Annotated in this window: 19 protein-coding genes and 4 tRNA genes; 11 read left to right on the top strand and 12 right to left on the bottom strand. The window is 57.4% G+C overall.

Features of this window, described 5'->3' with window-relative positions:
* Positions 1-80: 80 nt before the first annotated feature.
* From ACMG4N_RS11900 to ACMG4N_RS11920, 5 genes are all read left to right on the top strand, one after another.
* A complete protein-coding gene (locus ACMG4N_RS11900) occupies positions 81-1,898 on the top strand; it encodes an extracellular solute-binding protein (protein WP_414431801.1) in 1,818 nt (605 codons plus the stop codon).
* The gene (locus ACMG4N_RS11905) at positions 1,898-2,974 is read left to right on the top strand and encodes a microcin C ABC transporter permease YejB (RefSeq protein ID WP_366516902.1); all 1,077 of its coding nucleotides are present in this window, start codon (positions 1,898-1,900) and stop codon (positions 2,972-2,974) included. Before ACMG4N_RS11900 ends, ACMG4N_RS11905 begins: the two co-directional genes overlap by 1 nt.
* Positions 2,974-4,017 (top strand): ABC transporter permease, encoded by a 1,044-nt coding sequence (locus ACMG4N_RS11910; protein WP_297764171.1) that lies wholly within the window; start codon positions 2,974-2,976, stop codon positions 4,015-4,017. The genes ACMG4N_RS11905 and ACMG4N_RS11910 overlap by 1 nt, the downstream gene beginning before the upstream one ends.
* A complete protein-coding gene (locus ACMG4N_RS11915) occupies positions 4,014-5,588 on the top strand; it encodes an ABC transporter ATP-binding protein (RefSeq protein WP_414431803.1) in 1,575 nt (524 codons plus the stop codon). The genes ACMG4N_RS11910 and ACMG4N_RS11915 overlap by 4 nt, the downstream gene beginning before the upstream one ends.
* Positions 5,589-5,723: 135 nt before the next feature.
* Positions 5,724-6,524 carry an enoyl-ACP reductase gene (locus ACMG4N_RS11920; RefSeq protein ID WP_366516901.1) on the top strand — a complete coding sequence of 267 codons (801 nt, stop codon included), beginning with the start codon at positions 5,724-5,726 and terminating at the stop codon, positions 6,522-6,524.
* A gap of 84 nt (positions 6,525-6,608) precedes the next feature.
* Here ACMG4N_RS11920 and ACMG4N_RS11925 read toward each other — a convergent pair whose 3' ends face one another.
* The 10 genes from ACMG4N_RS11925 to ACMG4N_RS11970 form a co-directional block, all read right to left on the bottom strand.
* On the bottom strand, positions 6,609-8,540 hold the full coding sequence (locus ACMG4N_RS11925) for a SurA N-terminal domain-containing protein (protein ID WP_297764179.1): 1,932 nt from the start codon (positions 8,538-8,540) through the stop codon (positions 6,609-6,611).
* 166 nt (positions 8,541-8,706) lie between these two features.
* A tRNA-Asp gene (locus tag ACMG4N_RS11930) sits at positions 8,707-8,783 on the bottom strand.
* A 10-nt stretch (positions 8,784-8,793) separates the two neighbouring features.
* A complete protein-coding gene (locus ACMG4N_RS11935; protein ID WP_035244197.1) occupies positions 8,794-9,066 on the bottom strand; it encodes an HU family DNA-binding protein in 273 nt (90 codons plus the stop codon).
* Between the two features lie 185 nt (positions 9,067-9,251).
* Positions 9,252-11,648, bottom strand: a complete 2,397-nt coding sequence (lon, locus tag ACMG4N_RS11940) for an endopeptidase La (RefSeq protein WP_297764187.1) — start codon at positions 11,646-11,648, stop codon at positions 9,252-9,254.
* A gap of 28 nt (positions 11,649-11,676) precedes the next feature.
* Positions 11,677-12,957, bottom strand: a complete 1,281-nt coding sequence (gene clpX, locus ACMG4N_RS11945; RefSeq protein ID WP_035244193.1) for an ATP-dependent Clp protease ATP-binding subunit ClpX — start codon at positions 12,955-12,957, stop codon at positions 11,677-11,679.
* A 131-nt stretch (positions 12,958-13,088) separates the two neighbouring features.
* Complete coding sequence (clpP, locus tag ACMG4N_RS11950; RefSeq protein WP_297764193.1) at positions 13,089-13,745, bottom strand: ATP-dependent Clp endopeptidase proteolytic subunit ClpP; 657 nt, start codon at positions 13,743-13,745, stop codon at positions 13,089-13,091.
* A 280-nt stretch (positions 13,746-14,025) separates the two neighbouring features.
* Entirely contained in the window at positions 14,026-15,339 is a 1,314-nt protein-coding gene (gene tig, locus ACMG4N_RS11955; RefSeq protein WP_297764196.1) for a trigger factor, read from the bottom strand.
* A 179-nt stretch (positions 15,340-15,518) separates the two neighbouring features.
* Positions 15,519-15,594: transfer RNA gene (locus ACMG4N_RS11960), tRNA-His, on the bottom strand.
* A gap of 28 nt (positions 15,595-15,622) precedes the next feature.
* Positions 15,623-15,699: transfer RNA gene (locus ACMG4N_RS11965), tRNA-Arg, on the bottom strand.
* A gap of 26 nt (positions 15,700-15,725) precedes the next feature.
* A tRNA-Pro gene (locus ACMG4N_RS11970) sits at positions 15,726-15,802 on the bottom strand.
* Positions 15,803-16,045: 243 nt separating this feature from the next.
* Between ACMG4N_RS11970 and folD the strand changes: the two genes are divergently transcribed.
* Complete coding sequence (gene folD / locus ACMG4N_RS11975; RefSeq protein WP_297764199.1) at positions 16,046-16,891, top strand: bifunctional methylenetetrahydrofolate dehydrogenase/methenyltetrahydrofolate cyclohydrolase FolD; 846 nt, start codon at positions 16,046-16,048, stop codon at positions 16,889-16,891.
* Positions 16,892-17,132: 241 nt separating this feature from the next.
* On the opposite strand, the gene ACMG4N_RS11980 is transcribed toward folD, so the two are convergent.
* A complete protein-coding gene (locus ACMG4N_RS11980; protein WP_297764202.1) occupies positions 17,133-18,815 on the bottom strand; it encodes a glutamine--tRNA ligase/YqeY domain fusion protein in 1,683 nt (560 codons plus the stop codon).
* 161 nt (positions 18,816-18,976) lie between these two features.
* Here ACMG4N_RS11980 and ACMG4N_RS11985 point away from each other — a divergent pair, with 161 nt between their 5' ends.
* From ACMG4N_RS11985 to ACMG4N_RS11995, 3 genes are read left to right on the top strand one after another with little or no spacing between them, the layout of a single operon-like run.
* A complete protein-coding gene (locus tag ACMG4N_RS11985) occupies positions 18,977-19,474 on the top strand; it encodes a peptidylprolyl isomerase (RefSeq protein ID WP_297764205.1) in 498 nt (165 codons plus the stop codon).
* A gap of 4 nt (positions 19,475-19,478) precedes the next feature.
* Positions 19,479-20,075, top strand: a complete 597-nt coding sequence (locus ACMG4N_RS11990; RefSeq protein ID WP_297764208.1) for a peptidylprolyl isomerase — start codon at positions 19,479-19,481, stop codon at positions 20,073-20,075.
* A 2-nt stretch (positions 20,076-20,077) separates the two neighbouring features.
* Entirely contained in the window at positions 20,078-20,809 is a 732-nt protein-coding gene (locus ACMG4N_RS11995; protein ID WP_297764210.1) for a UDP-2,3-diacylglucosamine diphosphatase, read from the top strand.
* A 122-nt stretch (positions 20,810-20,931) separates the two neighbouring features.
* Here ACMG4N_RS11995 and ACMG4N_RS12000 read toward each other — a convergent pair whose 3' ends face one another.
* Entirely contained in the window at positions 20,932-21,552 is a 621-nt protein-coding gene (locus ACMG4N_RS12000; protein WP_297764213.1) for a tRNA-(ms[2]io[6]A)-hydroxylase, read from the bottom strand.
* 129 nt (positions 21,553-21,681) lie between these two features.
* On the opposite strand from ACMG4N_RS12000, the gene ACMG4N_RS12005 reads away from it, so the two are divergent.
* Positions 21,682-22,590: a lysophospholipid acyltransferase family protein gene (locus ACMG4N_RS12005; protein ID WP_414431808.1), complete on the top strand. Its 909-nt coding sequence runs from the start codon at positions 21,682-21,684 to the stop codon at positions 22,588-22,590.
* Positions 22,591-22,762: 172 nt separating this feature from the next.
* Positions 22,763-25,363 (top strand): bifunctional aconitate hydratase 2/2-methylisocitrate dehydratase, encoded by a 2,601-nt coding sequence (gene acnB, locus ACMG4N_RS12010; RefSeq protein WP_297764219.1) that lies wholly within the window; start codon positions 22,763-22,765, stop codon positions 25,361-25,363.
* Positions 25,364-25,426: the final 63 nt, after the last annotated feature.

Genomic DNA, 25,426 nt, shown 5'->3' on the forward strand with positions numbered 1-25,426 from the left:
TAACGGGAGCAACAACAGACGTTGTTGCTACAGGCCGTGCATGTTGCCAGTGAGCGTGCCGCATGAAAAAAGGAGTCATTATGGCCATTCACAGCACTGTGCTGCGTGGGCTGTTTGTTGGGCTGTGTGCGTTCACAGCATTGGCACATGCCGAAATCCACAAGAGCCACGCCATTGCCATGCATGGCGAGCCCATGTATTCCGCTGGCTTCTCGCACTTTGATTACACCAATCCCGACGCGCCCAAAGGCGGCGAACTACGCCTTCATGTGATTGGCGGCTTCGACTCACTCAACCCCTTTGTCTCCAAGGGTCGCGCCGCTGCCGGCATGGCGTATCTGGACAACTCCTACCTGTACGATTCACTCACCGTGCGTGGTGAAGACGAACCGTTCACCCAGTACGGATTGCTGGCGCAAAGCATTGAATGGCCGGATGACCGCAGCTGGGTGCGCTTCCATTTGCGCGAGAAGGCGCGTTTCGCCGATGGCGAACCGGTGCAGGCTGACGATGTGGCCTGGACTTTTGACACCCTGATGAAGAAAGGCAAACCCTTCTACAGCTACTACTACGCAGCTGTTGAACGCGTGGAAATCAACGATCCGCGCACCGTGACCTTTCATTTCAAGGCCAGTGACAACCGGGAATTGCCGCTGATCATCGGCCAGCTCCCCATTTTGCCAAAGCACCACTGGCAAGACCGGGAATTCGACAAGGATGGCATGCTGCCTCCCCTAGGGTCAGGCCCTTACACCCTGGCCGAAGCGAAACCCGGCAAGAAAGTCGTTTACCAGCGCCGCAAGGATTACTGGGCGCAATCGTTACCTGTGATGAAGGGACGAAACAACTTCGATCGCATCATCTATGATTACTATCTTGATGAAACCGCCGCGCTGGAAGCCTTCAAAAGTGGCCGTTATGACTGGCGCCATGAAAACAATTCCAAGCTCTGGGCCACCGCTTACCGGGGCCCGGCCTTTGAAAACGGCAAGATTGTTACCGATGAAGTCAGCCATGGAAACCCCTGGGGGGCACAGGCCTTCATCTTCAATCTGCGCAAGGAATTATTCCAGGATGAGACCCTGAGAGAAGCGATTGGATACGCGTTTGACTTCCAATGGTCCAATGACAATCTGTTCTACGGACAGTACAAACAGAATCGTAGCTACTTTGATAATTCCGAAATGGCCGCCACTGGCTTACCTTCCAAAGCGGAGCTGGCATTGCTGGAACCCTACCGGGAGCAACTGCCGGAAGCGGTTTTCAACAAGGAATACCAGCCCCCCAAAACCGATGGCTCCGGTCGACCCCGTGAGAACCTGCGTAAAGCATCCATCATGCTCAAGGAAGCCGGCTATCAGCTCCGTGACGGCCAGCTTTACACCCCGGACAACAAACCGGTTCGCTTCGAGTTTCTACTCAGCTCTCCGGCTTTTGAACGCATCGTTCTGCCTTTCTCCCGTAACCTGAAGGCACTGGGCATTGTGGCCAACGTGTCCAAGGTTGATTCGTCCCTGTGGGTGGAGCGTATCCAGAATTTCGACTTCGACATGATTGTCTATCGCATGGGGCAATCCAGCTCACCGGGTAATGAACAGCAGGAATACTGGTCTTCCCAGGCTGCCGACCAGCCCGGTAGCCGCAACCTGATCGGCATCAAGAATCCGGTTGTGGATGCGCTGGTGGACAAGGTCGTCGCAGCCCAGAGCCGTGAAGAACTGATCACCCGCTGCCGGGCCCTGGACCGGGTGCTGCAGTGGCAGCATTACAGTGTCTTCAACTGGTATTCGGACCAATACCGCCTCGCCTACCAGTCCCGCCTGCGGCACCCGGAACTTGGCAATTACGTTGGCATGGATGCGGCCCTGGATACCTGGTGGGATAGCACAGCGAAATGATGCGCTACTACATTGCCAAACGGCTGCTGCTGGTTCTCCCTACCCTGTTCGGCATCCTGCTGCTGAACTTTCTGGTGATACAGGCAGCGCCTGGCGGGCCAGTGGAAAAGACCCTGGCGGAGCTGCAGGGCATCGGTGGCGGCGGCACCGGCAGCAGTTTTGCCGGCGGCAGTGCGGACACCGTCAGTGGCGGTGAATACCGTGGCTCCCGGGGCCTGCCCCCGGAGCTGGTCGAGCGCATCGAAAAGATGTACGGCTTCGACAAGCCCGCCCACGAACGTTTCTGGCTGATGATCAAAAACTATTTCAGCTTTGATTTCGGTGAATCCTATTACCGGGACCGCTCCGTCACCGAACTGATTGTAGAGCGCCTGCCGGTGTCCATCTCTCTGGGCCTGTGGAGCACCCTGATCGCCTACATGATTTCCATTCCACTGGGCATTCACAAGGCAGTGAGAGATGGCTCGCGCTTCGATGTCTGGTCGAGCACCGCCATCATTATCGGTTTTGCCATTCCCAGCTTTCTGCTGGGCATACTATTGATCGTACTCTTTGCCGGGGGCTCCTATTTCGAGTGGTTCCCGCTTCGCGGCCTCACCTCGGACAATTTTGATGAACTGACCCTGTTCGGCAAGATTATCGATTACGCCTGGCATATTACCCTGCCCACCATCGCCATCGTGGTCGGCAACTTCGCCACCTTGTCCATGCTGACCAAAAACTCCTTCATGGACGAAATTCGCAAGCAGTATGTGCAAACCGCCCGGGCCAAGGGGCTGAGTGAGAAACAGGTGCTCTACGGCCATGTGTTCCGCAACGCCATGCTGATCATCATCGCCGGCTTTCCCGCCGCCTTTATCAGTATGTTCTTTACCGGTGTACTGCTGATTGAATTCATCTTTTCCCTGGATGGCCTCGGGCTGCTGGGCTTTGAATCAGTGATCAATCGTGACTACCCGGTGGTGTTCGGCACCCTGTTCATCTTCACCCTGATCGGCCTGCTGCTGAAACTGGTCAGTGATCTGACTTATATGTGGGTGGACCCGCGTATCGACTTTGAGCGGAGGGACAACTAATGGCTTTATCCTCCCTGCGTTTCAGCAATCCGGTCTCGGCCCGCCAGTGGCAGGCTTTTCGCAGCAACCGGCGGGGCTACTGGTCGTTATGGATTTTCCTGGTGCTGTTTATCCTCAGCCTGGGTGCGGAATTCATCGCCAACGACAAGCCCCTGCTGGTCCACTATGACGGCGACCTCTACACCCCGGTATTCAATGCCTACCCGGAAACCACCTTTGGCGGTTTTTTCGAGTCAGAAGCCAATTACCGTGACCCCGTGGTAAAAGACCTGATCGAAGACAAAGGCTGGATTCTCTGGCCACCGATTCGCTACAGCTTCAACACTATCAACTACGACCTGAGTGAGCCTGCACCAGCGCCGCCCTCCTCGGATAACTGGTTAGGCACCGATGATCAGGGCCGCGATGTAGCGGCGGGCTTGATATATGGCTTTCGTATTTCCGTGCTGTTCGGGCTGATGTTGACGCTGTTTTCGAGCATCGTCGGCATTATTATTGGCGCCATTCAGGGCTACTACGGTGGCTGGCTGGATCTGGCCGGACAACGCTTTCTGGAAATCTGGTCAAGCATGCCGATCCTGTTCCTGATCATCATTATTTCCAGCTTCGTGGTACCCAGTTTCTGGACCCTGCTGATCATCATGCTGCTGTTTTCCTGGATGACACTCGTGGATCTGGTGCGAGCCGAATTTCTCCGTTGTCGCAATATGGATTATGTGCGCGCTGCCCACGCCATGGGCGTGCGCACACCGGTCATCATGTTCCGCCATATGCTGCCCAATGCCATGGTTGCCACCATCACCTTCCTGCCTTTCATTCTCAACGGTGCCGTGGTGACGCTCACCTCCCTGGACTTTATTGGTTTCGGTCTACCCCCGGATGCGCCATCCCTGGGCCGCCTGGTGGGTCAAGGGAAGGCCAATCTGCACGCTCCCTGGCTGGGAATCAGCGTCTTTGCCACGCTCACGGTCATGCTGACCCTGCTGGTGTTTATCGGCGAAGCCGTCCGTGATGCCTTCGACACGAGGAAGTTTCTGCAATGAGCCTCCTATCCCTGCGTGGTCTGACCATTCGATTCGGCCAGGATGTGGCCGTAGATAACCTGTCCCTGGATCTGGAACCCGGCCACATGCTGGCGCTGGTCGGTGAGTCCGGCTCCGGCAAGTCTCTGACCGCCCTGTCGATGCTTGATCTGTTGCCGGATAGTGCCAGCTGGCACGCTGACACCCTGACCCTGGATGGTGAAAACCTGCTCGGGCTCACGGAAAACCGCAAGCGCGCCCTGCGCGGCGGCCGTATCGGCACCATTTTCCAGGAGCCGCTGACGGCCCTGAATCCTCTGCATACGGTGGAAAAACAGATCAGCGAAAGCCTGTTTGTTCATCAGGGTATGAGCCGAGCAAAGGCCCGTGCGCGCTGCCTGGAGTTACTCGGCCAGGTGGAACTGCCTGCCACCAAGGAAATGCTGGGGCGCTATCCACACCAGCTCAGTGGCGGCCAGCGCCAGCGGGTAATGATTGCCATGGCCCTGGCCAACGATCCGCAGATCCTGATCGCCGACGAGCCCACCACCGCTCTCGACGTGACCGTTCAGGAGACCATTCTCACACTGATCAAGCGATTGCAGAACGAACTGAACCTGTCGATCCTGCTGATCAGCCATGATCTGGCGGTGGTCAGCCGCTTTGCCGATGACATCCTGGTCATGCACCACGGCAAGAAGGTGGAAGCCGGCCCCACCGCACAGGTGCTGGCAGAGCCCAAGGAAGCCTACACCCGCCACCTGATCGGTTCGGAGCCCCGTGGCCAGATGCCACCACTGGCGGAGAATGCACCGCTGCTGCTGGAAGCCAACGCCATGGCAGTGACCTTCAAGGAAAAGCGTCAGAGCCTGTTCTCCCCTGCCCCCTTGATGCGCGCCGTGGATGAGATTGATCTATGCGTCAGGCGCGGCGAGACCCTGGGCATTGTCGGCGAATCCGGATCGGGGAAATCCACCCTGGCGCTGGCATTGTTACGCCTGGTAAAAAGCCAGGGCCAGATCCTCATGGATGGCACCGATCTGCGACAACTGAACCACCGGCAGCTGCGTGGCTGGCGTAGCCGACTGCAGGTGGTCTTCCAGGACCCGTTCGGCAGTCTCAATCCGCGCATGACCGTGGGCCAGATCGTGGCGGAAGGTCTCGCCGTGCATGCGGGCAGTCTGACTCCACAGGAAAGGGATGCCAAAGTTACCCAGATGCTCGAAGAAGTCGACCTGCCAGCGGAAGCACGACATCGTTACCCCCATGAGTTTTCCGGCGGTCAGCGACAGCGTATCGCCATTGCTCGTGCCCTGATCATGGAACCTGAGCTGCTTATCCTGGACGAGCCCACTTCAGCCCTGGACCGCAGTGTGCAATACCAGATTCTGGAACTGCTGAAATCCCTGCAAAAGAAACATGATCTCAGCTATCTGTTTATCAGCCATGATCTGAAAGTCATACGATCCATCTGTCACCGGGTGATGGTCATGAAGGATGGCAAGGTGGTTGAGCAAGGCGATACAGGCGCTATTTTCGACCAGCCACAACACAGCTACACGCATAAGCTGATGTCTGCCGCCTTTGCCTGAACAGAAGCCGCAGGGAAACACACCGTTGCATTTGTCAGTCTGTGAAAAGGCGTCAAACCCGGTTTATTTGCCTATACTTAGCCCAGTCGTTATGTTGGCCACCAATCGGAATAACCAGAACCACGAGGGATGACCATGGGATTTCTAGCAGGCAAACGCTACCTGATTGTCGGCGTCGCCAGTGACCGCTCCATTGCTACCGGTATTGCCGAAGCCATGCACCGTGAAGGCGCCGAGCTGGCCTTTACCTATCAGAACGAAAAACTGAAAAGCCGTGTCGTGAAAGCGGCGGAACGCTATGGCAGCAACGAAACACTGTGCTACCCCTGCGATGTCGTCAGTGATGAAGAGATCGAGGCAGTATTTACAGCGCTGGGCGATCAATGGGACGGACTCGATGGGATTATCCACGCTGTGGGGTTTGCTCCCGGCAATGAACTGGATGGCAGCTTTGCGGAAGTGGCAACACGCGAAGGCTTCCGCATCGCCCATGACATTTCCAGCTACAGCTTCGTTGCCCTGGCCAAGGCCGGGCGTCAGATGATGGCCAACCGCAATGGCTCTCTGTTGACACTCACATACCATGCCGCGCGTCAGACCGTGCCCAACTACAACGTAATGGGCCTGGCCAAGGCCAGCCTGGAAGCCTCTGTCCGTTATCTGGCTTCCAGCATGGGGCCTGACGGCATTCGTGTGAACGGGATTTCCGCCGGGCCCATCCGCACCCTGGCGGCATCCGGCATCAAGAAATTCCGCAGCATGCTTGACTACAACGCCGCCAAGGCACCGTTACGCCGGAATGTGACCATTGAGGAAGTGGGGAATGTTGCTGCTTTCCTGTGCTCTGACCTGGCATCCGGTATCACCGGCGAAATCACCTATGTGGATGCCGGTGCCAGCACGGTATCCATGCCCTTTGAGCTTGAAAACGAGTAAAACCAGAAGACGATCCCGCAACCGGAATTGCGGCAAAAAAAAAGCTCACCAGCAATGGTGAGCTTTTTTTGTTTCTGCCGCTGATTACTGATCGGCAGAACTGCTACTCAGGCGTTCCGGATTGAGATCCACATCGCCTTCGTCACGCAACAAGGCAACCACCTGACGGAAGTTACGTTGCCCTTCGATATTTCCCAGCTCCAGGAGCGCGGCTTGTTGCTGCGCATCGGAAAGGGGTTCGGCATTACCGTCTTCCACACGGGTTACCTGATAGGCAACCAGGGAACCGTCACCCACTCGAGTCAGCTCAATGGCAGAGCTTTCCCCTTCCGCCGTCTTCGGCAGTGCAAAGGCGCCGTTGACCACTTCCATGGACGGCTCAGCCCCGCCACGCTGAAGACCTTCCTGCTCTTCAATCCCGGCCTCAAACAAGGCGGCGATCTCATCCAGGGTTGCGCCCTGCTGCAATTTCTCTTCGGCCTGCGCAGACAGTTCCTGCACCTTGTCAGCAGCTCGCTCGCCCTTCAGGCGTTCGCGAATTGCGAAGGAGACATCTTCCAGCGGTAACGGCTCCGCCGGTTTGTCATCGAGGATACTGACGGCCAGGTACTCACCAGGAGCCGTCTCGATCAGATCGCTGTTGTGGCGATCCTTGCGAACCTGGTCACTGTTGAGCGCTTGCTGCACCTGACGCGCAGACAGTGGCTGAGGCAGCGACGCCAGGGAGACCCAGTCGGTGGTGACTACATCGATGCCAACCTGCTCGGCGGGAACAGTCATGTCACTGTGTTCGTAGAGAAGCTCTTCCAGACGTGCCACATCTTCATTTAGCAGCGTTTCCGCGCGGCCCTGCTTGAGATCTGCACGAATCTGCTCGGCCAGTTCCTCCAGTGTTGGCAAATCCTGCTCACGGACAACATCAGATACCTTGATCAGATGCACACCGGCATCGGTCACGACCGGATCGGAAACCATACCGGGCTCCAGGCTGGCAATCGCCTCTTCCATCTCTTCAGGCAATGCGCCCTTGGATACCACACCAAGATCGCCACCGGCACCGGCTGAGCCAGGGTCGTCGGAATACTGCTCAGCCACCTCGGCAAAGGACTCACCGGCGGCAATTGCCTGTGCGGCTTCAGTAGCTCGGGTCTGAGCCTGTTCAAGATCTCTGTCGCCATTGATCTCGACGAGAATATGGGCCACTTTGCGCGCCGTAGTAGCACCCGATTCTTCCATGATGGAGCGGCGCACTTCGTACTCCGCAGCCACGTCGTCCTCGCTCACGGATACCTGGTCGGTGTAGTCCTGCGCTGTCAGCTTCACATAGGCGACCCGGAATTCTTCCGGACGCATGAACTCCGCCTGGTTTTCATCGTAGTAAGCCTTGATGTCTTCATCACTGACGACAAAATCGCTACGCAGACCGTTCAGGTCCAGCGTCACATAGCGAATGTCACGAACCTGTTCACCCAGCCGACGCTGCTCTTGCAGTTCCGCCGGCAACGCAAAATTGGTTGCCATGAAACCGGAGCGATACTGCTCTTTGAGCATGTCCTGACGCAGGCCCTGGATATAACCCTGTGGCGTCAAGCCGCGGCTACGCAGCTCCCGTTCGAACCGGGTCTCGGAAAATTTGCCATCCTCCTGGAAAAGGGGGACCTGATAAATATCGCGGGCGGCCTGCTTTTCGCTGAATGCCAGTTTGGCATTCTGCGCTGCAGCAAGAATCAGCTGCTCGTTAATCAGTCCTTCCAGCACCATTTCGGGGCGAACAAAGGAATCCAGCATGGACGGGTCCATATTCGGACTCTGCTGGCGCAGCATGTCACGAACGCGCTCCACGCGCTGATTGACCACACTGCGGGTGATTTTGTTGCCTTCTACTTCGGCAACCACATCCCCGCTTCCACCACCGGTGAAATAGCCATAGAAACCGGAAATGACAAAAGGAAGGATAATCGCGGCAAGCAGGACCTTGCCCACGGGACCGCGGACAAACCGTCTGAACTCCTGCATGAAAATACTCCGTAGGGACTCTTATTAAAACCTGGAACCGTGACTTCAGCATGGCTTCAGGTGAAAACTGTCGAATTCGATATTGTTATGTGAGAACCGCAATTTTTACCACAGGTTCCCCTAAACGGAAAAAAGCGCACCCGCTTACGGCTGCGCTTCCTCAAACTGGCGGAGCGGACGGGACTCGAACCCGCGACCCCCGGCGTGACAGGCCGGTATTCTAACCAGCTGAACTACCGCTCCAGCAAACAGTTTAGTTCACCGCGTCTTTCAGTGCCTTACCGGCTTTGAAGCCCGGTACTTTGGCAGCGGCGATCTGAATGGTCTGGCCAGTTTGCGGGTTGCGGCCTTCGCGAGCAGCGCGCTCTTTCACAGCAAAAGTACCAAAACCTACCAGAGAAACGCTGTCACCTTTTTTCAGGGCGCCAGTAACCGCTTCCAAAGTAGCATCCAGTGCACGACCTGCGTCGGCTTTGGAAATATCCGCGCTAGCGGCAATCGCATCAATCAACTCTGACTTATTCACAAAGTTCCCCTTTCTGTTTTTCCCGGTTTTATGGTCGAGGCGTGATGTACTCTCCTCCTGAGCAAGCCGCCTTTATACCAACGGGTATAAGGAGCGTCAAGAAAGGAAAGGTATCATCGCACCCAAGTTAAAAAAAATGAAAAACCATATAGATCAATAATTTAAAAAGCTTCAATTCCGGCTCATTAGTGTGTACTGGGCCGCTTTGCGCCTTCCTGGTTTTTCTCTTCTGCGAGCGCCAAATCCTCTTCCAGTTCCGCTTCACTCAGCGGGCTGGGTTGATGAGTCAGCGCCACATCAAGCACCTGGTCAATCCATTTAACAGGACGGATATCCAGGGACGACTTGATATTGTCCGGGATCTCTTTGAGATCCCGCTCGTTTTCTTCCGGTATCAATACCGTCTTGATGCCACCACGGTGAGCAGCCAGTAATTTCTCTTTCAGCCCACCAATGGGCAGAACCTGGCCACGCAGGGTAATTTCACCGGTCATGGCCACATCGGCACGCACCGGGATACCTGTGAGTACCGACACCATGGCAGTGCACATGCCAATGCCCGCACTGGGGCCGTCTTTTGGCGTGGCGCCTTCCGGCACATGCATGTGCAGGTCGTTACGGTCCAGGGTGCGGCGACGGATACCAAGAGTGCCAGCACGGCTTTTCACAACCGTCCAGGCCGCCTGAATGGATTCCTGCATCACATCGCCCAGGGAGCCGGTAGAGATTACGCGGCCTTTGCCCGGAGTGGAAACACTTTCGATAGTCAGCAACTCACCACCAACGGAGGTCCACGCCAGTCCGGTAACCTGCCCGACCTGATCCTTTTCTTCCGCACGGCCGAAGCTGAACTTGCGCACACCCAGGTATTGTTCCACCAGGTCCTCGGTCAGCACGACACTGGTGCTCTCTCCGGCCAACAGGTGTTCCTTGACTACCTTGCGACAAATCTTGCTGACTTCACGCTCAAGTCCACGGACCCCCGCTTCACGGGTGTAGTGCCGGACCACGTAACGTAGCACGGTTTCGTCGAAAACCACTTCATCCTTTTTCAGACCGTTATTCTTGATCTGCTTGGGAACCAGATACTGGAGGGCGATGTTGACCTTCTCGTCCTCGGTGTAGCCTGGCAGACGAATGACTTCCATACGGTCCAGCAAGGGTGCCGGAATATTCATGGAGTTGGAGGTACAGATAAACAGCGTCTCGGACAGGTTGTAGTCCACCTCCAGATAATGATCACTGAACGTGTCATTCTGTTCCGGGTCCAGCACCTCCAACAGGGCGGACGCCGGATCACCACGGTTATCCATACCCATCTTGTCCACTTCGTCGAACAGGAACAGTGGGTTGCGGACACCAACCTTGGACAGCTTCTGGATTACCTTGCCCGGCAAAGAACCGATATAGGTGCGACGGTGGCCACGAATTTCGGCTTCGTCTCTCACACCACCCAGTGCCATGCGGACAAACTTTCGATTGGTGGCATGGGCGATGGATTGGCCCAGGGACGTTTTCCCCACGCCCGGAGGCCCCACCAGACATAACACCGGGCCCTTGACCTTGCCCACGCGGCTTTGTACGGCCAGGAATTCAAGGATACGGTCCTTTACTTCTTCCAGACCATAATGATCCTGATCCAGTACTTCCTTGGCATGGGCCAGATCATGACGTACTCGGCTGCGTTTCTTCCATGGCACCGATGTCATCCAGTCCAGATAGCTACGCACTACCGTCGCCTCTGCGGACATGGGAGACATCATTTTGAGCTTGTTCAGCTCGTTCATGGACTTTTCGCGGGCTTCCTTGGGCATACCCACGCCGTCGATTTTCTTTTCCAGATCTTCCAGGTCGTTACCACTGTCGTCCAGATCACCCAATTCTTTCTGGATGGCTTTCATCTGTTCGTTCAGGTAGTACTCGCGCTGGCTTTTCTCCATCTGCTTTTTGACGCGCCCACGAATGCGTTTTTCCACCTTGAGCACATCAATGTCGGATTCCATCAGCGCAATCAGGTGTTCAACCCGCTCACGCACGTCCACCATTTCCAGCACGTCCTGCTTTTCTTCCAGTTTCAACTGCAGGTGGGCGGCAATGGTGTCGGCCAGGCGGCTGACTTCATCGATGGAGGAAACAGAGCCGGTGACTTCCGGCGCCACTTTCTTGGAGAGTTTGACGTAATCCTCGAACTGGGACTGCAGCGAGCGGGACAGAGCCTCCTGCTCCCCTTCATCGGGCAGCCCCTCTTCCAACTCACGCACATCAGCGATACCACCCTGGTCGCCGAACTCGGCCTTGACCACGTGGGCCCGCTGACCGCCTTCAACCAGCACCTTGACGGTGCCATCGGGCAGTTTGAGCAACTGAAGAATGGTTGAAACGGTGCCGACCCGGTAAATGTCATCCGCACCCGGGTCATCGTCAGAGGCATTGCGCTGGGCGACCAGCATGATCTGTTTGTCGTCCGCCATGGCGGTTTCAAGCGCAGCAATGGACTTTTCCCGGCCAACAAACAGCGGGATCACCATATGGGGATACACCACTACGTCACGCAGTGGTAAAAGCGGGATATCTTTCAGCACGTATTGCCTCTATTGCCGTGGTGGCACCTTAATCCGGTGCCACCTTGGAAGACTGCTCGTTGTTCTCGTAAATCAACAACGGATCGGATTCGCCCTTGATAGTGGGACTGTCGATAACCACCTTGGCAACAGAGTCCATGGAAGGAACCTGGTACATGGTATCGAGCAGCACACTTTCCAGAATGGAGCGCAGACCGCGGGCCCCTGTCTTTCTTTCCATGGCTTTGTGGGCCACGGCGCGAAGGGCATCATCGCGGAAATCCAGCTCCACGCCTTCCATCTCGAACAGGCGGGCGTACTGTTTGGTCAGGGCATTGCGTGGCTCAGTGAGAATCTGAACCAGCGCCTCTTCACTGAGCTCTTCAAGGGTCGCGATCACCGGCAGACGACCGATAAACTCGGGGATCAGGCCATACTTGACCAGGTCTTCCGGTTCCACATCTACCAGCAATTCACCCAGGTTACGGGCATCATCCTTGCTCTTCACTTCTGCCGAGAAGCCGATACCGCCCTTCTCGGAACGCTCGCGAATCACCTTGTCCAGGCCGGCAAAGGCACCACCACAGATAAACAGCATGTTGGAGGTGTCCACCTGCAGGAATTCCTGCTGGGGATGCTTGCGCCCTCCCTGAGGAGGGACAGAGGCCACGGTGCCTTCAATCAGCTTGAGCAGGGCCTGCTGCACGCCCTCCCCGCTCACATCACGGGTAATGGAGGGGTTGTCGGACTTGCGGGAAATCTTGTCGATTTCATCGATATAGACAATACCGCGCTGGGCCTTGTCCACATCGTAATCGCACTTCTGCAGCAGTTTCTGGATGATGTTTTCCACATCCTCACCCACATAACCGGCTTCGGTGAGGGTGGTGGCATCCGCGATGGTGAAGGGCACATTGAGCAACCGCGCCAGGGTCTCGGCCAGCAGCGTCTTACCACTACCGGTGGGACCAATAAGCAAAATATTGCTCTTACCCAGTTCCACCTCATCACGGCCCTTGCTACTGCTGCGCAGGCGCTTGTAGTGGTTGTATACCGCCACGGCGAGGACGCGTTTGGCTCGCTCCTGCCCAATCACGTACTCATCAAGGGTTTCCTTGATTTCATTGGGCTTGGGCAGGGCTTCTCCGCCGGTGTCCCCGGTGTCTTCCTGCACTTCCTCGCGGATGATGTCGTTACACAGATCCACGCATTCGTCGCAGATAAAGACCGAGGGCCCCGCAATCAGCTTGCGGACCTCATGCTGGCTTTTGCCACAAAAAGAGCAGTACAGCAGCTTGCCGTCGTCGCCCTTGCCAGTGGAGTCGGTCATTGAATCGCCTCTAAACCTGTGTATTTGAGTATTTGCGTCTCTTTCAAAATGCAGGGAGACGGGGGCTTTTTCAAGCCCGCCGGGCCTCTCAGGCCTTCCGTTAGGACACTTTTTGTACGAAGGTTACCGAATTACACCGGACGCTGACGCAACACCGCGTCAACGATGCCATATTCCTGTGCCTGCTCCGCGCCCATGAAGTTGTCGCGGTCGGTATCTTTCTCCAGCCTTTCCAGCGGTTGGCCGGTGTGGTGGGCCAACAGGCTGTTGAGCTGTCCCTTGATCTTGAGAATTTCCTTGGCATGGATCTCGATATCCGAGGCCTGGCCTTGGAAACCGCCCAGCGGCTGGTGAATCATGATCCGCGCATTGGGCAGCGCATAGCGCTTGCCTGCCGCACCTGCGGCCAACAGGAAGGCGCCCATGCTGGCGGCCTGCCCCACGCACATGGTGGACACATCCGGCTTGACGAACTGCATGGTGTCATAAATGGACATGCCTGCCGTTACCGAGCCACCCGGGCTGTTGATGTAGAGATGAATGTCCTTGTCCGGGTTTTCCGACTCCAGGAACAACATCTGGGCCACGATCAGGTTGGCCATGTGGTCTTCCACTTGGCCGATCATGAAAATCACCCGCTCTTTGAGCAGGCGGGAGTAGATGTCAAAAGAACGTTCGCCACGGGCGGTCTGCTCGATCACCACCGGCACCAGACCCAGATTGGTCGGGTCGTTGCTCAGTTGCTGCATTTCCGGGGTCATGGAGTTGATACGGCTCAAGTCGATCATGTAGCGCTTTCCTTCTCGTCGATCGTCCGGGGACGTTCTTGCGATTTATTGGTATCGGCGGTGGCCGACCTCATCCTGAATGCTGCAATGGGGGCTAACATAGCCAAAAACAAGGCAGGCCGGACGAACAGGTCTTCCAGCATCTTATGACGGTGTATGGGGGGCGTCTATAAAAGTGGGCGTTGGCGGGGTCTGAATGCGCAAAACTTGCGCAAATTGTGCATAAATAACGCAAAACGGGGCCAGAAGGCCCCGTTTTGCTGTCAAAAAGCGGAAAGAATCAGCCTTCTGCTTGCTCGCGTGGCTTCACCGCGTCCTGGTAGGACATGGCTTTCTCTTCCACCTTGGCGCTATCCAGAACCAGGTCGACCACCTGCTCTTCCAGTACAGCGCCTTCAATCTGCTGCAGCTGCTGCGGATTGCTGTAAACCCAGCTCACCACTTCTTCCGGCTTCTCGTACTGCTCGGCGATTTCTTCTACACGAGCTTTCACCTTGTCGGCATCGGCCTTGATCTCGTGCTTGTCGAGGATAGCGCGAACCACCAGGCCCAGACGCACGGAACGCTCAGCCTGTTCCTTGAACAGATCATCCGGCAGGATGGAGGCATCAAACTGCTGACCACCACCGAACTGCTGCATCATCTGCTGACGCATACGCTGGATTTCCTGGGTGACCAGGGCGCCCGGCAAATCAAACTCGTGCAGGTTGACCAGGCCGTCCATCGCCTGCTCTTTCACCTTGCCAGTTACCGCATTCTTCAGCTCGCGCTCCATGTTCTTGCGCACTTCAGCCTTGAATTTGGCTTCGTCGCCATCCTCAACGCCGAAGGCTTTCATGAACTCGGCATCCACTTCCGGCAGCGCCTTGCCTTCAACCTTGTTGACCTTGATCTGGAACACCACAGCCTGACCTTTCAGTTCTTCGGACTGGTAGTCTTCCGGGAAGGTCACGTCGATATCTTTCTCGTCACCGGCTTTCAGGCCAACGATGCCATCTTCAAAACCCGGGATCATCTGACCGGAGCCCAGCTCCAGGTTCTGCCCTTCGGCGCTACCGCCTTCGAAGGCTTCACCATCTTTCAGACCTTTGAAATCAATGTTGACGCGGTCACCGGTTTCGGCGGCACGGTCCACATCGGCAAACTCGGCGCGCTGCTGACGCAGGGTTTCGATCATGGTGTCCACGTCGGCGTCGGAGACTTCAGCCTGGGGCTTTTCCACTTCGATGGAATCAAAAGCCGCCAGCTCGACATCCGGGTACACCTCGAAGGTGGCCACGAATTCCAGATCCTTGCCTGCTTCATTGGTCTTGGCTTCAAAGCCCGGCATACCCGCTGGCTGCAGCTTTTCCTGCTCCACCGCTTCGATGAAGGCTTCACGCATGACGTCAGCCAGCACTTCGTTACGCACGGCCCCGCCAAAGCGACGCTTTACTTCACGCATGGGCACTTTACCCGGGCGGAAACCGTCCAGACGGATCGTTTTCTGGGCTTCCTGCAGCTTGCCTTCTACTGCTACGTCCACTTTTTCCGCGGGTACACCCACCGTCACACGGCGCTCAAGACCTGAAGTCGTTTCAACAGAAACCTGCATAACATCCTCTTTAAAAAAGACTTTTATCTCTGCCCGCCGCCGAAATAACGCGAAGACGGCCTAATGAAGGGCGGAGATTATAATCAAAGGGGGCTTCGCTGCCTACAGCCTGGCTGTTCAGCAGTACCTGAAGCCCATACGAAAAAGCCTCCGGGGATCTATCCCGGAGGCTTTTAATATGGGGTGACTGATGGGGCTCGAACCCACGACCGCCGGAATCACAATCCGGAGCTCTACCAACTGAGCTACAATCACCATAAAACTGTCTGCTTTCTTTCCTGCCTGGCGCACCTGGCAGGACTTGAACCTGCAACCTACGGCTTAGAAGGCCGTTGCTCTATCCAGTTGAGCTACAGGCGCTTGCAGATTTCCGCCATCAAGCCAACTGGTCGGGGTGGAGGGATTCGAACCCCCGACATCCTGCTCCCAAAGCAGGCGCGCTACCAGGCTGCGCTACACCCCGTTTTGTAAAGCTGCGTCAGTGACTAAGCTCGAAAGCGAGGCGCGCATAATACTCGGCACCCCCATGAGCGTCAACGGGGTTCGACGCAAAAAAATGTCTAACGTTCAGATTTTAGTCAACTTTTGCGCGCTGTGCCTGCGCGTGCGAGAATCGCGCCGTTCACGGCTACCCCCGGCAGGCTGCAATTACCGCAACCGCGCCAAGCCGCCCTCTATTGTAGTCAATTTCAGAGAGACCGCCCACATGACCGCCCAGATTCTTGATGGCAAAACCCTGGCCCAGCAGTTTGAACAGGAGATGCGCCTGCGCGTCGACGCCCTGAAAGCCAAGGCCGACGGCCGCACGCCGATTCTTGCCACCATTCTGGTGGGTGCCGACCCGGCATCTGCCACCTATGTAAAGATGAAAGGCAACGCCTGCCAGCGTGTCGGAATGGAATCTGTCGCCATTGAGCTGGGCGACGACACCAGCACCGAACAATTGCTGGCAAAAATTGACGAACTCAACAACAACCCGGATGTACACGGCATTCTGCTGCAACATCCGGTGCCGGCACAGATTGATGAACGCGCCTGTTTCGACGCCATCAGCCTTGAAAAGGATGTGGACGGCGTCACCTGCCTGGGCTTTGGCCGCATGAGCATGGGCGAGGCCGCCTACGGCTGCGCCACCCCCAAGGGCATCATGCGGTTGCTGGAGCATTACCAGGTGGAGCTGGAGGGCAAGCACGCCGTTGTGGTGGGCCGCAGCGCCATTCTCGGCAAACCCATGGCCATGATGCTGCTGGAGGCCAATGCCACGGTCACCATCTGCCACAGCCGCACCCAGGATCTGCCAGCCCTGGTCAAACAGGCTGACATCGTTGTCGGCGCCGTGGGCAAGCCGGAGTTCATCAAGGCAGACTGGATCAAGGATGGCGCTGTGGTCGTCGATGCCGGCTTCCACCCGGAAAAATGTGGTGACATCGAACTGGCCCCGCTGGTGGACAGGGTGAGCGCCTATACCCCGGTGCCCGGTGGCGTCGGCCCCATGACCATCAACACCCTGATTTTCCAGACCCTGCAGTCCGGCGAAAAAGCACTGGGCTAACCAACCAAGCCGAAAGCCGCGTTCATTATGGTCGCGGCTTTTGGGTCGCCACTACTGCCTAATTCGCGCCTCTAACGGTTCCGCCACTACAACACTAACAGGCGCCCGGCCCTACTGGCGATCGCGTTCCGCAAATGTAATCTCCCACAAAAAAGCCGCACCCAAACCTTAGGCGCGGCCTCTTTGCTTTCTGTCAACAACACGCGACATCTCGCAGCTATTAACTCTTCACTGTTAATTATTAACTCTCTTTGGGCCAGGACTCACGCAGACCGACGGTCTGATTGAACACCAGCTTGTCAGCGCTGCTGCTCTGATCCACGCAGAAGTAGCCCTCACGCTCGAACTGGTAGCGGGTTTCGGCCAGAACCCCACGCAGACCCGGCTCTACCCAGCAACCATCCAGTACACTCAAGGAATCCGGATTGATGTGAGACAGGAATGTCTGCCCTTCTTCTGTCTTGTTGGGGTTCGCGGCGGTGAACAGGCGGTCGTACAGGCGTACCTCGCAGGGCTCGCCTTTGCTGGCGCTGACCCAGTGAATCACCCCACGCAGTTTGCCCTGGTCATCCGCATTTTCCGGGTTCTTGCCCAGGGTGTCCGGGTCATAGGTACAGCGCACTTCCACAATCTCGCCACTGTCATCACGCACCACATCGGTGGCACGGACCACATAGCCATAGCGCAGGCGAACCCGATCACCCAGCACCAGGCGCTTGAACTTCTTGTTGGCCTCTTCGCGAAAATCTTCCCGGTCAATATAGATCTCCCGGGTCATGGGTACCTGGCGGGTTCCCATGGTCTCGTTCTGTGGATGCACCGGGGCGGTCAGGGATTCCTCCTTGCCCTCTTCCCAGTTTTCGATGACGACTTTTAAGGGATTCAGCACACACATGGCGCGGGGGGCATGCTGATTCAGATCATCGCGGATGGCGGCTTCCAGCATCCCCATATCCACCACGGAATCCGCCCGGCTGACGCCCACGGATTCACAGAAAGTCCGCAATGAGGCCGGTGTATAGCCACGGCGGCGCAGGCCACAGATGGTCGGCATACGCGGGTCGTTCCAGCCTTCCACATGCCCCTCATCCACCAGCTGCTTGAGCTTGCGCTTGCTGGTCACCGTGTAATTCAGGTTGAGGCGAGCAAACTCATACTGTCGCGGGCTCGCCGGCACGGAGGTGTGCTCGATGACCCAGTCATAGAAGGGCCGGTGCTCTTCGAACTCCAGGGTACAGAGGCTGTGAGTGATCCCTTCAATGGCATCGGACAACGGATGGGTAAAATCGTACATGGGGTAGATCACCCACTTGTCACCGGTCTGATGATGCACTTTCTTGCGAATCCGATAGAGAATCGGGTCGCGCAACGTCAGGTTGGCGCTCTGCATGTCGATTTTGGCACGCAGTACCGCCGCCCCCTCGTCCAGCTCACCGCTGCGCATCTGCTCGAACAGGGCCAGATTCTCTTCCACGCTGCGCTCGCGATAGGGGCTTGGCTTGCCTGGCGTGGTGAAATTACCGCGGTACTCCGCGATCTGCTCCGGACTCAGGCTATCCACGTAGGCCACCCCCTTGTGGATCAGCTCCACAGCCAGCTCATAAAGCCGGTCGAAATAGTCGCTGGCAAACTTCTCCTGACCATTCCAGGTGAACCCAAGCCACTGCACATCCTGCTTGATCGACTGGATGTACTCATCCTCTTCCTTCTCGGGATTGGTATCATCGAAGCGCAGATTGCAACTGCCGTTATAGCTTTCGGCAATCCCGAAGTTCAGGCAGATAGACTTGGCATGACCAATATGCAGGTACCCATTGGGTTCCGGTGGAAAACGGGTCACCACCTGGCCGTCGTTTTTACCTTCTGCGAGGTCACGGTCGATGATCTGTCTGATAAAATTGCTGGGCGCTTTCGTTTCGCTCATGGGTCTTGGCCAGTCCGGAAGGCAGAGAGCCTGAATATGGGCAGGCTCTCACGGTGAAAATGAAGGTGCGCTAGTGTACTGTACGCCCCCCAACAGTCAAAGACTCAGGGCCAGCCCGGGAACAAAAACCCCAACCAGGCCCATCTTGCGGAGAAAACCTGATGAAAGTGGTGCTGACAACAACCTACGGCAAAATCACCCTGCAACTGGACGCAGAGAAAGCGCCGATTACGACCGAGAACTTTGCTCAATACGTCAAGGATGGCCACTTCGACGGCACCATCTTCCACCGTGTTATCAGCAACTTCATGATCCAGGGCGGCGGCTTCAACGAAGATATGCAACAGAAGCCCACCCGTGACACCATCCAGAACGAGGCCGGCAATGGCCTGTCCAACAAGGCCGGCACCATCGCCATGGCGCGTACCCCGGACCCCCATTCCGCTTCCGCCCAGTTCTTCATCAACGTGGCCGACAACCACTTCCTGGACAAGGAACGCAGCCAGGACGGCTGGGGTTATGCGGTCTTTGGTGCGGTCAGTGACGGCATGGACGTGGTGGAAAAAATCCGCAATGTAGCCACCGGTAACAGCGGCGGCCACCAGGATGTGCCGGTGGAGCCGGTACTGATCGAATCCGCTGAACTGATCGAGGACTGAGCCCATGCGCGTTCTGGTCACTGCCCTGCTCGCCCTGTTACCGACCCTGCTGTTCGCCAACCCGCAGGTTCGTCTGGAAACCTCTGCCGGCCCGGTCACCGTGGAACTCTACGAAGACAAGGCCCCGCAGACCGTCGCCAACTTCCTCAAGTATGTGGATGACGGCTTCTACGACGGCACCCAGTTCCACCGGGTGATTCGCGGTTTCATGATCCAGGGCGGCGGCTTTGACCAGAGCGGGCAGCGCAAGGCCACCCGCTCACCGATCCAGAATGAAGCGGACAACGGTCTGAGCAATGAGCGTGGCACCCTGGCCATGGCCCGCACCGGCAACCCGCACTCGGCCACCGCCCAGTTCTTCATCAATCTGGTCGACAATGACAACCTGGACTTTTCAGGCAAGAATGCCCGTGGCTGGGGATATGCCGTCTTTGGCAAGGTCACAGACGGCATGGCGGTGGTGGACAACATTGCCCGTGAACGCACTACCAGCCAGCGCCTCAACGGCATGTTGGCGCGGGACGTGCCGCAAGTGCCCATTCTGATTACCCGAGCCTACCGCCTGGATTCAGCCGGCGAAGAAGAAAAAGGCGCACAGTGACCATGAGCTACACCCTGTTTATTTCCGACCTGCATCTGGACCCGGCCCGACCGGAACATCTCCAAGCCCTGGGCAAGCTGCTCGAAGCCCACGCCGGTAAGGCAGAGGCGCTCTACGTACTGGGCGACTTGTTCGAAGCCTGGATCGGCGACGACGATGACACCCCGTTCAATCAGGAGGCGATCAGCGCCTTCCGCAGCTTCAGCGACAACGGCAGCCAGCTCTACTTCATGCACGGCAACCGGGACTTCATGCTCGGTGACGATTTCGCTGCCGCCTGTGGCGGTACTTTACTTGACGAAGGTACCGTGGTGGATCTGTATGGCACCCACGCCCTGCTGATGCACGGCGACAGCCTTTGCACCCTGGACACGGCCTACCAGCAGTTTCGCACCATGGCCCGTAACCCCCAGTGGCAACAGGGGATGCTCGCCAAGCCCCTGGAGGAACGCCGCATGATCGCCCAGGGCATGCGCATGCAAAGCCAGGGCAACAACGCCAACAAGGCGGAAAACATCATGGACGTGACCCCGGATGAAGTAGTCCGAGTCATGGAAGACGCCGGCGTCAAACACTTGATCCACGGCCATACCCACCGCCCCAACGTCCACGACGTGGAGCTGGCCGACGGCCAGGGTAAACGCTGGGTGTTGGGTGATTGGGGCAAGCTGGGGTGGCAGATTGTGGCGGACAGTGAGAAGGGCTTAAGACTGGAAAGCTTTGAAATCAGTTAACAGTGAACAGCGCGCGTTAAGCGTGCTTCTGATTTTCAAAGGCATCAGGCCGCGCCCATAAGATGAGCGCGGCCTCGTTGTTTAAGGGTACAGACAATCTCTGCTCGCGCAGCTGTTAACTATTAACGATTCACTGTTAACTGCTGTGGTACTCCCGAATGAAACCGAAACTCCGAATCCGGCGACTCCACCAGCTCCCGTTCCACTTCCTTGAAGAAATCCACCCGCTCCCCGATCGGCTCGCCGGCATATTGTTCGGCCAGGGTCAGGTAATCCTCGAAGTGCCGTGATTCGCTTTTCAGCAGGTAGCGGTAGTAGCGGCCCAGTTCCTCATCTACGTGGGGAGCCAGCGCAGCAAAGCGCTCGCAGCTTCTCGCTTCAATCAGGGCACCGACAATCAGGGTGTCGATGAGCCGCCCGGGTTCGCTGGTGCGCACATGCTGGCGCAGGCCCTTGGCATAGCGGGCCGGCGTCATGTGGTCATAGGTGACGCCGCGCTGGCGCATGATCTGCAGCACTTGCTCAAAATGCAGCAACTCCTCACGAGCAAGCTGGCTCAGGGCGTCCAGCAATTCCGGTCGGTCCACATAGCGGAACATGAGATTCAGGGCTGTGCTCGCGGCCTTCTTCTCGCAATGGGCATGGTCAATCAGCAAGGTGTCCGGGTGCTGCAGCGCCCAGTCGATCCAGGCTGGCGGAGTGGCGCAGGGCAGAAATGCTTGGATGTGGGAAATATCGTGCATGGCGTCCTCAGGGTCGGCGCGCATTATAGCGGTACATAATCACTCCGGACACCGACTGGTATCGTCTGTTTTGACTTTTAAGCCTCAAGCGTCTGGCATCCAGCGTCCAGCGTCCTATACTCTCCCGCCATGGGCCGACGAACCAATCCGACAATTCAACGCATCAAAGGTGTAGCCGCAGTCACCACGCTGCGACTGATCGCCTGTCTTCCATATGCTGTGAACCGCTGCATAGCCAGCCTGTTCGGAGCACTGCTGGCGCGACTCCCCAGCGAGGCCCAGCGCGTGTCCCGAATCAATTTGGCCCTGTGCTACCCCCATCTGGATGAAACACAACGACACCATCTGGCCCGTCAGTCCCTTCTTGAAAGCGCCCGCAACACCTTCGAGATTGCTCTTTTCTGGCGACACCCTGAGCAAGGACTGAAACGGATCGTGGCAGTGGATGGCGACGCCCCCCTCCGCCAGGCTGTCATGGAGGGTAAACCAGTGATGATTCTGGCTCCCCATCTGGGGTGCTGGGAGGTACTCAATTTCTGGTTGGCCACCGAATTCGGGCTGCATGCCATGTTTGCCCCCTCGGGACTGCCGGAAGTGGATGATCTGATACGTTCCGGCCGCGAACACTTTGGGTCCACCATGTACCCGACTACTGCACGAGGGGTGGCCGGTCTGGTGCGCGCCATGAAGAAAGGTGCGCTTACTGCCATCCTGCCCGATCAGGTGCCGGATCGCCGCAGTGGCCGGCACGCTCCCTTTTATGGCCAGCCCACGTACACGGGCACACTGGCCTGCAAGCTGATCCGTCAGACCGGCGCGGTGACCTTCATGGCCTGGGCTCGCCGACTCCCTGAGGGTCAGGGTTTCGAAATTCGCGTGCGCCAGGCGGACCCTCAAGTCGCCGATGAAGATCTGGATACCGCCCTCCAGGCCATGAACCGCTCCATCGCAGGACTGATCGACGAAGAGCCCGCCCAGTACCTGTGGAGCTACAAACGCTTCAGACGACCGCCCGCTGGCCACAAAGCCCCCTACTGACCACGCCTTCAGTGATTGCGAGTATTCATCACATGAATGGCTGTAACCACGGTTTGGCTTAACAGTTGATGGCATTTCGGCTATACTCCGCGCGCAATTCCAACCCCCAGTAACACCCTAAAAGACTGATTTCCAAAAGAAATCAGCCAATTCGAGTAAAGAGGGAAACGCTGTGCTAGAAGCCTATCGCAAACATGTTGAAGAGCGCGCCGCTGACGGTGTGCCGCCCAAGCCGTTGAACGAGCAGCAAGTTGCCGAGCTGGTCGAACTACTGAAAACCCCGCCGGCCGGCGAAGAAGAATTCATTCAGGACCTGTTCGTTAACCGCGTACCGCCGGGCGTGGACCAGGCCGCCTACGTGAAGGCCGCCTTCCTGACCGCGATTGTTAACGGTGAAGCCAGCTCTCCCCTGATCGACCGTAAACGTGCCGTACAGCTGCTGGGCACCATGCAGGGTGGCTATAATGTGGCCACGCTGGTTTCAGCGCTGGATGATGCCGAACTGGCAGAAATCGCTGCTGACGAACTCAAGCACACCCTGCTTGTCTTCGATGCTTTCCACGATGTGGAAGACAAGATGAAAGCCGGCAACGCCAAGGCCAAGGAAGTCATTGAGTCCTGGGCTGAAGGCGAGTGGTTCACCAATCGCGCAGACCTGGCAGAGAAAATGTCTCTGACCGTCTTCAAGGTAACCGGCGAAACCAACACCGATGACCTGTCCCCGGCCCAGGACGCCTGGAGCCGCCCGGATATCCCGCTGCACGGCAACGCCATGCTGAAGAATGCCCGTGAAGGCATTCACCCGGAAAAAGACGGCGAAATCGGCCCGCTCAAGCAAATGGAAGAACTGAAGGCCAAAGGCCTCCCCGTTGCCTACGTGGGCGACGTTGTGGGTACCGGTTCCTCCCGTAAGTCCGCCACCAACTCCGTGCTGTGGCACTTTGGTGACGACATTCCGTTCGTACCGAACAAGCGCGCCGGCGGCGTCTGCATCGGTGGCAAGATCGCGCCCATCTTCTTCAACACCATGGAAGACTCCGGCGCCCTGCCCTTCGAGTGCGATGTTTCCAAAATGGAAACCGGTGACCAGATCGACGTTTACCCGTTCGCTGGCAAGGTAGAAAAGAACGGCGAAGTGATTGCCGAATTCGACCTACGCTCCCAGGTACTGCTGGACGAAGTTCGCGCTGGCGGCCGTATCAACCTGATCATCGGCCGCGGCCTGACCACAAAGGCTCGCGAAGCCCTGGGTCTGGCACCTTCCGAACTGTTCCGCAAGCCGGAACAACCGGGCGACTCCAACAAGGGCTTCACCCTGGCACAGAAGATGGTCGGCAAGGCCTGCGGCCTGGACGGCGTTCGCCCCGGCATGTACTGCGAGCCGAAGATGACCACCGTGGGTTCCCAGGACACCACTGGCCCGATGACCCGTGATGAACTGAAAGATCTCGCTTGCCTGGGTTTCCAGGCAGACCTGGTGATGCAGTCTTTCTGTCACACCGCTGCTTACCCCAAGCCGGTTGACGTGGAAACCCAGCACACCCTGCCCGACTTCATCATGAACCGTGGCGGTGTCTCCCTGCGTCCGGGCGACGGCATCATCCACTCCTGGCTGAACCGCATGCTGCTGCCAGACACTGTCGGCACCGGTGGTGACTCCCATACCCGTTTCCCCATGGGCATCTCCTTCCCCGCGGGCTCTGGCCTGGTAGCCTTTGCTGCCGCTACCGGCGTTATGCCGCTGGACATGCCGGAATCGGTTCTGGTTCGCTTCAAGGGCAAACGCCAGCCGGGCATCACCCTGCGTGACCTGGTACACGCGATTCCACTGCAGGCCATCAAAGACGGCCACCTGACCGTTGCCAAAGCCGGCAAGGTCAACGTGTTCTCCGGTCGCGTCCTGGAAATCGAAGGTCTCGACGACCTGACCGTCGAGCAGGCATTCGAGCTGTCCGATGCATCCGCCGAGCGTTCCGCTGCCGGCTGTACCATCACCCTGTCGGAAGACAGCGTGACCGAGTACCTGAAGTCCAACATCACCATGCTCAAGTGGATGATCTCCAATGGCTACGGCGATGCCCGCACCATTGAGCGTCGTATCCAGGGCATGGAAGAGTGGCTGGCCAACCCGAGCCTGATGCGTGCCGACGCCGATGCCGAGTACCACACCGTCATCGAAATCGACATGGACCAGATCAACGAACCGGTACTGTGCTGCCCGAACGACCCGGACGATGCCAAGACCCTGTCCGACGTGGCTGGCGCCAAGATCGACGAAGTGTTCATCGGTTCCTGCATGACCAACATCGGTCACTTCCGTGCCGCCGGTAAACTGCTGCAGAAAGTGGAAAGCGGCACCATGCCGACCCGTCTGTGGATCGCTCCGCCGACCAAGATGGATCAACACCAGCTCACCGAAGAAGGCTACTACAACATCTTCGGCAGTGCCGGTGCGCGCACCGAGATGCCGGGCTGCTCCCTGTGCATGGGGAACCAGGCTCGCATCGCGCCGAAGTCCACTGCGGTATCCACCTCCACCCGTAACTTCCCGAACCGTCTGGGTCAGGGTGCGGATGTGTACCTGGCATCGGCTGAGCTGGCGTCTGTGGCGTCTATCCTCGGCAAGCTGCCCACCACCGAAGAGTATATGGAATACGCGAACACCATCGATTCCATGTCCTCCGAGATCTACCGCTACCTGAACTTCGACCAGATGGCGGAGTACCAGGACGTGGCAGATACCGTGAAGATCCCGGTTGCTCAATCTGTTTAAGATTGACTGATCGCTTCACGAACCAAAAACGCCCGGCTCATGCCGGGCGTTTTTGGTTGTGGC

The sequence above is a fragment of the Alcanivorax sp. IL2 genome, from assembly GCF_047495475.1.
Classification (GTDB): Bacteria; Pseudomonadota; Gammaproteobacteria; order Pseudomonadales; family Alcanivoracaceae; genus Alcanivorax.

What these genes read in the sequence shown, in the direction of transcription:
- folD (WP_297764199.1), top strand. Translation starts at nt 16,046, where the DNA reads ATGACCGCCCAGATTCTTGATGGCAAAACCCTGGCCCAGCAGTTTGAA.
- ACMG4N_RS11985 (WP_297764205.1), top strand. Translation starts at nt 18,977, where the DNA reads ATGAAAGTGGTGCTGACAACAACCTACGGCAAAATCACCCTGCAACTG.
- ACMG4N_RS11915 (WP_414431803.1), top strand. Translation starts at nt 4,014, where the DNA reads ATGAGCCTCCTATCCCTGCGTGGTCTGACCATTCGATTCGGCCAGGAT.
- ACMG4N_RS11900 (WP_414431801.1), top strand. Translation starts at nt 81, where the DNA reads ATGGCCATTCACAGCACTGTGCTGCGTGGGCTGTTTGTTGGGCTGTGT.
- ACMG4N_RS11920 (WP_366516901.1), top strand. Translation starts at nt 5,724, where the DNA reads ATGGGATTTCTAGCAGGCAAACGCTACCTGATTGTCGGCGTCGCCAGT.
- ACMG4N_RS11905 (WP_366516902.1), top strand. Translation starts at nt 1,898, where the DNA reads ATGCGCTACTACATTGCCAAACGGCTGCTGCTGGTTCTCCCTACCCTG.
- ACMG4N_RS12000 (WP_297764213.1), bottom strand. Translation starts at nt 21,552, where the DNA reads ATGCACGATATTTCCCACATCCAAGCATTTCTGCCCTGCGCCACTCCG.
- clpP (WP_297764193.1), bottom strand. Translation starts at nt 13,745, where the DNA reads ATGATCGACTTGAGCCGTATCAACTCCATGACCCCGGAAATGCAGCAA.
- ACMG4N_RS11925 (WP_297764179.1), bottom strand. Translation starts at nt 8,540, where the DNA reads ATGCAGGAGTTCAGACGGTTTGTCCGCGGTCCCGTGGGCAAGGTCCTG.
- ACMG4N_RS11980 (WP_297764202.1), bottom strand. Translation starts at nt 18,815, where the DNA reads ATGAGCGAAACGAAAGCGCCCAGCAATTTTATCAGACAGATCATCGAC.
- ACMG4N_RS12005 (WP_414431808.1), top strand. Translation starts at nt 21,682, where the DNA reads ATGGGCCGACGAACCAATCCGACAATTCAACGCATCAAAGGTGTAGCC.
- ACMG4N_RS11910 (WP_297764171.1), top strand. Translation starts at nt 2,974, where the DNA reads ATGGCTTTATCCTCCCTGCGTTTCAGCAATCCGGTCTCGGCCCGCCAG.
- ACMG4N_RS11995 (WP_297764210.1), top strand. Translation starts at nt 20,078, where the DNA reads ATGAGCTACACCCTGTTTATTTCCGACCTGCATCTGGACCCGGCCCGA.
- ACMG4N_RS11990 (WP_297764208.1), top strand. Translation starts at nt 19,479, where the DNA reads ATGCGCGTTCTGGTCACTGCCCTGCTCGCCCTGTTACCGACCCTGCTG.
- tig (WP_297764196.1), bottom strand. Translation starts at nt 15,339, where the DNA reads ATGCAGGTTTCTGTTGAAACGACTTCAGGTCTTGAGCGCCGTGTGACG.
- clpX (WP_035244193.1), bottom strand. Translation starts at nt 12,957, where the DNA reads ATGACCGACTCCACTGGCAAGGGCGACGACGGCAAGCTGCTGTACTGC.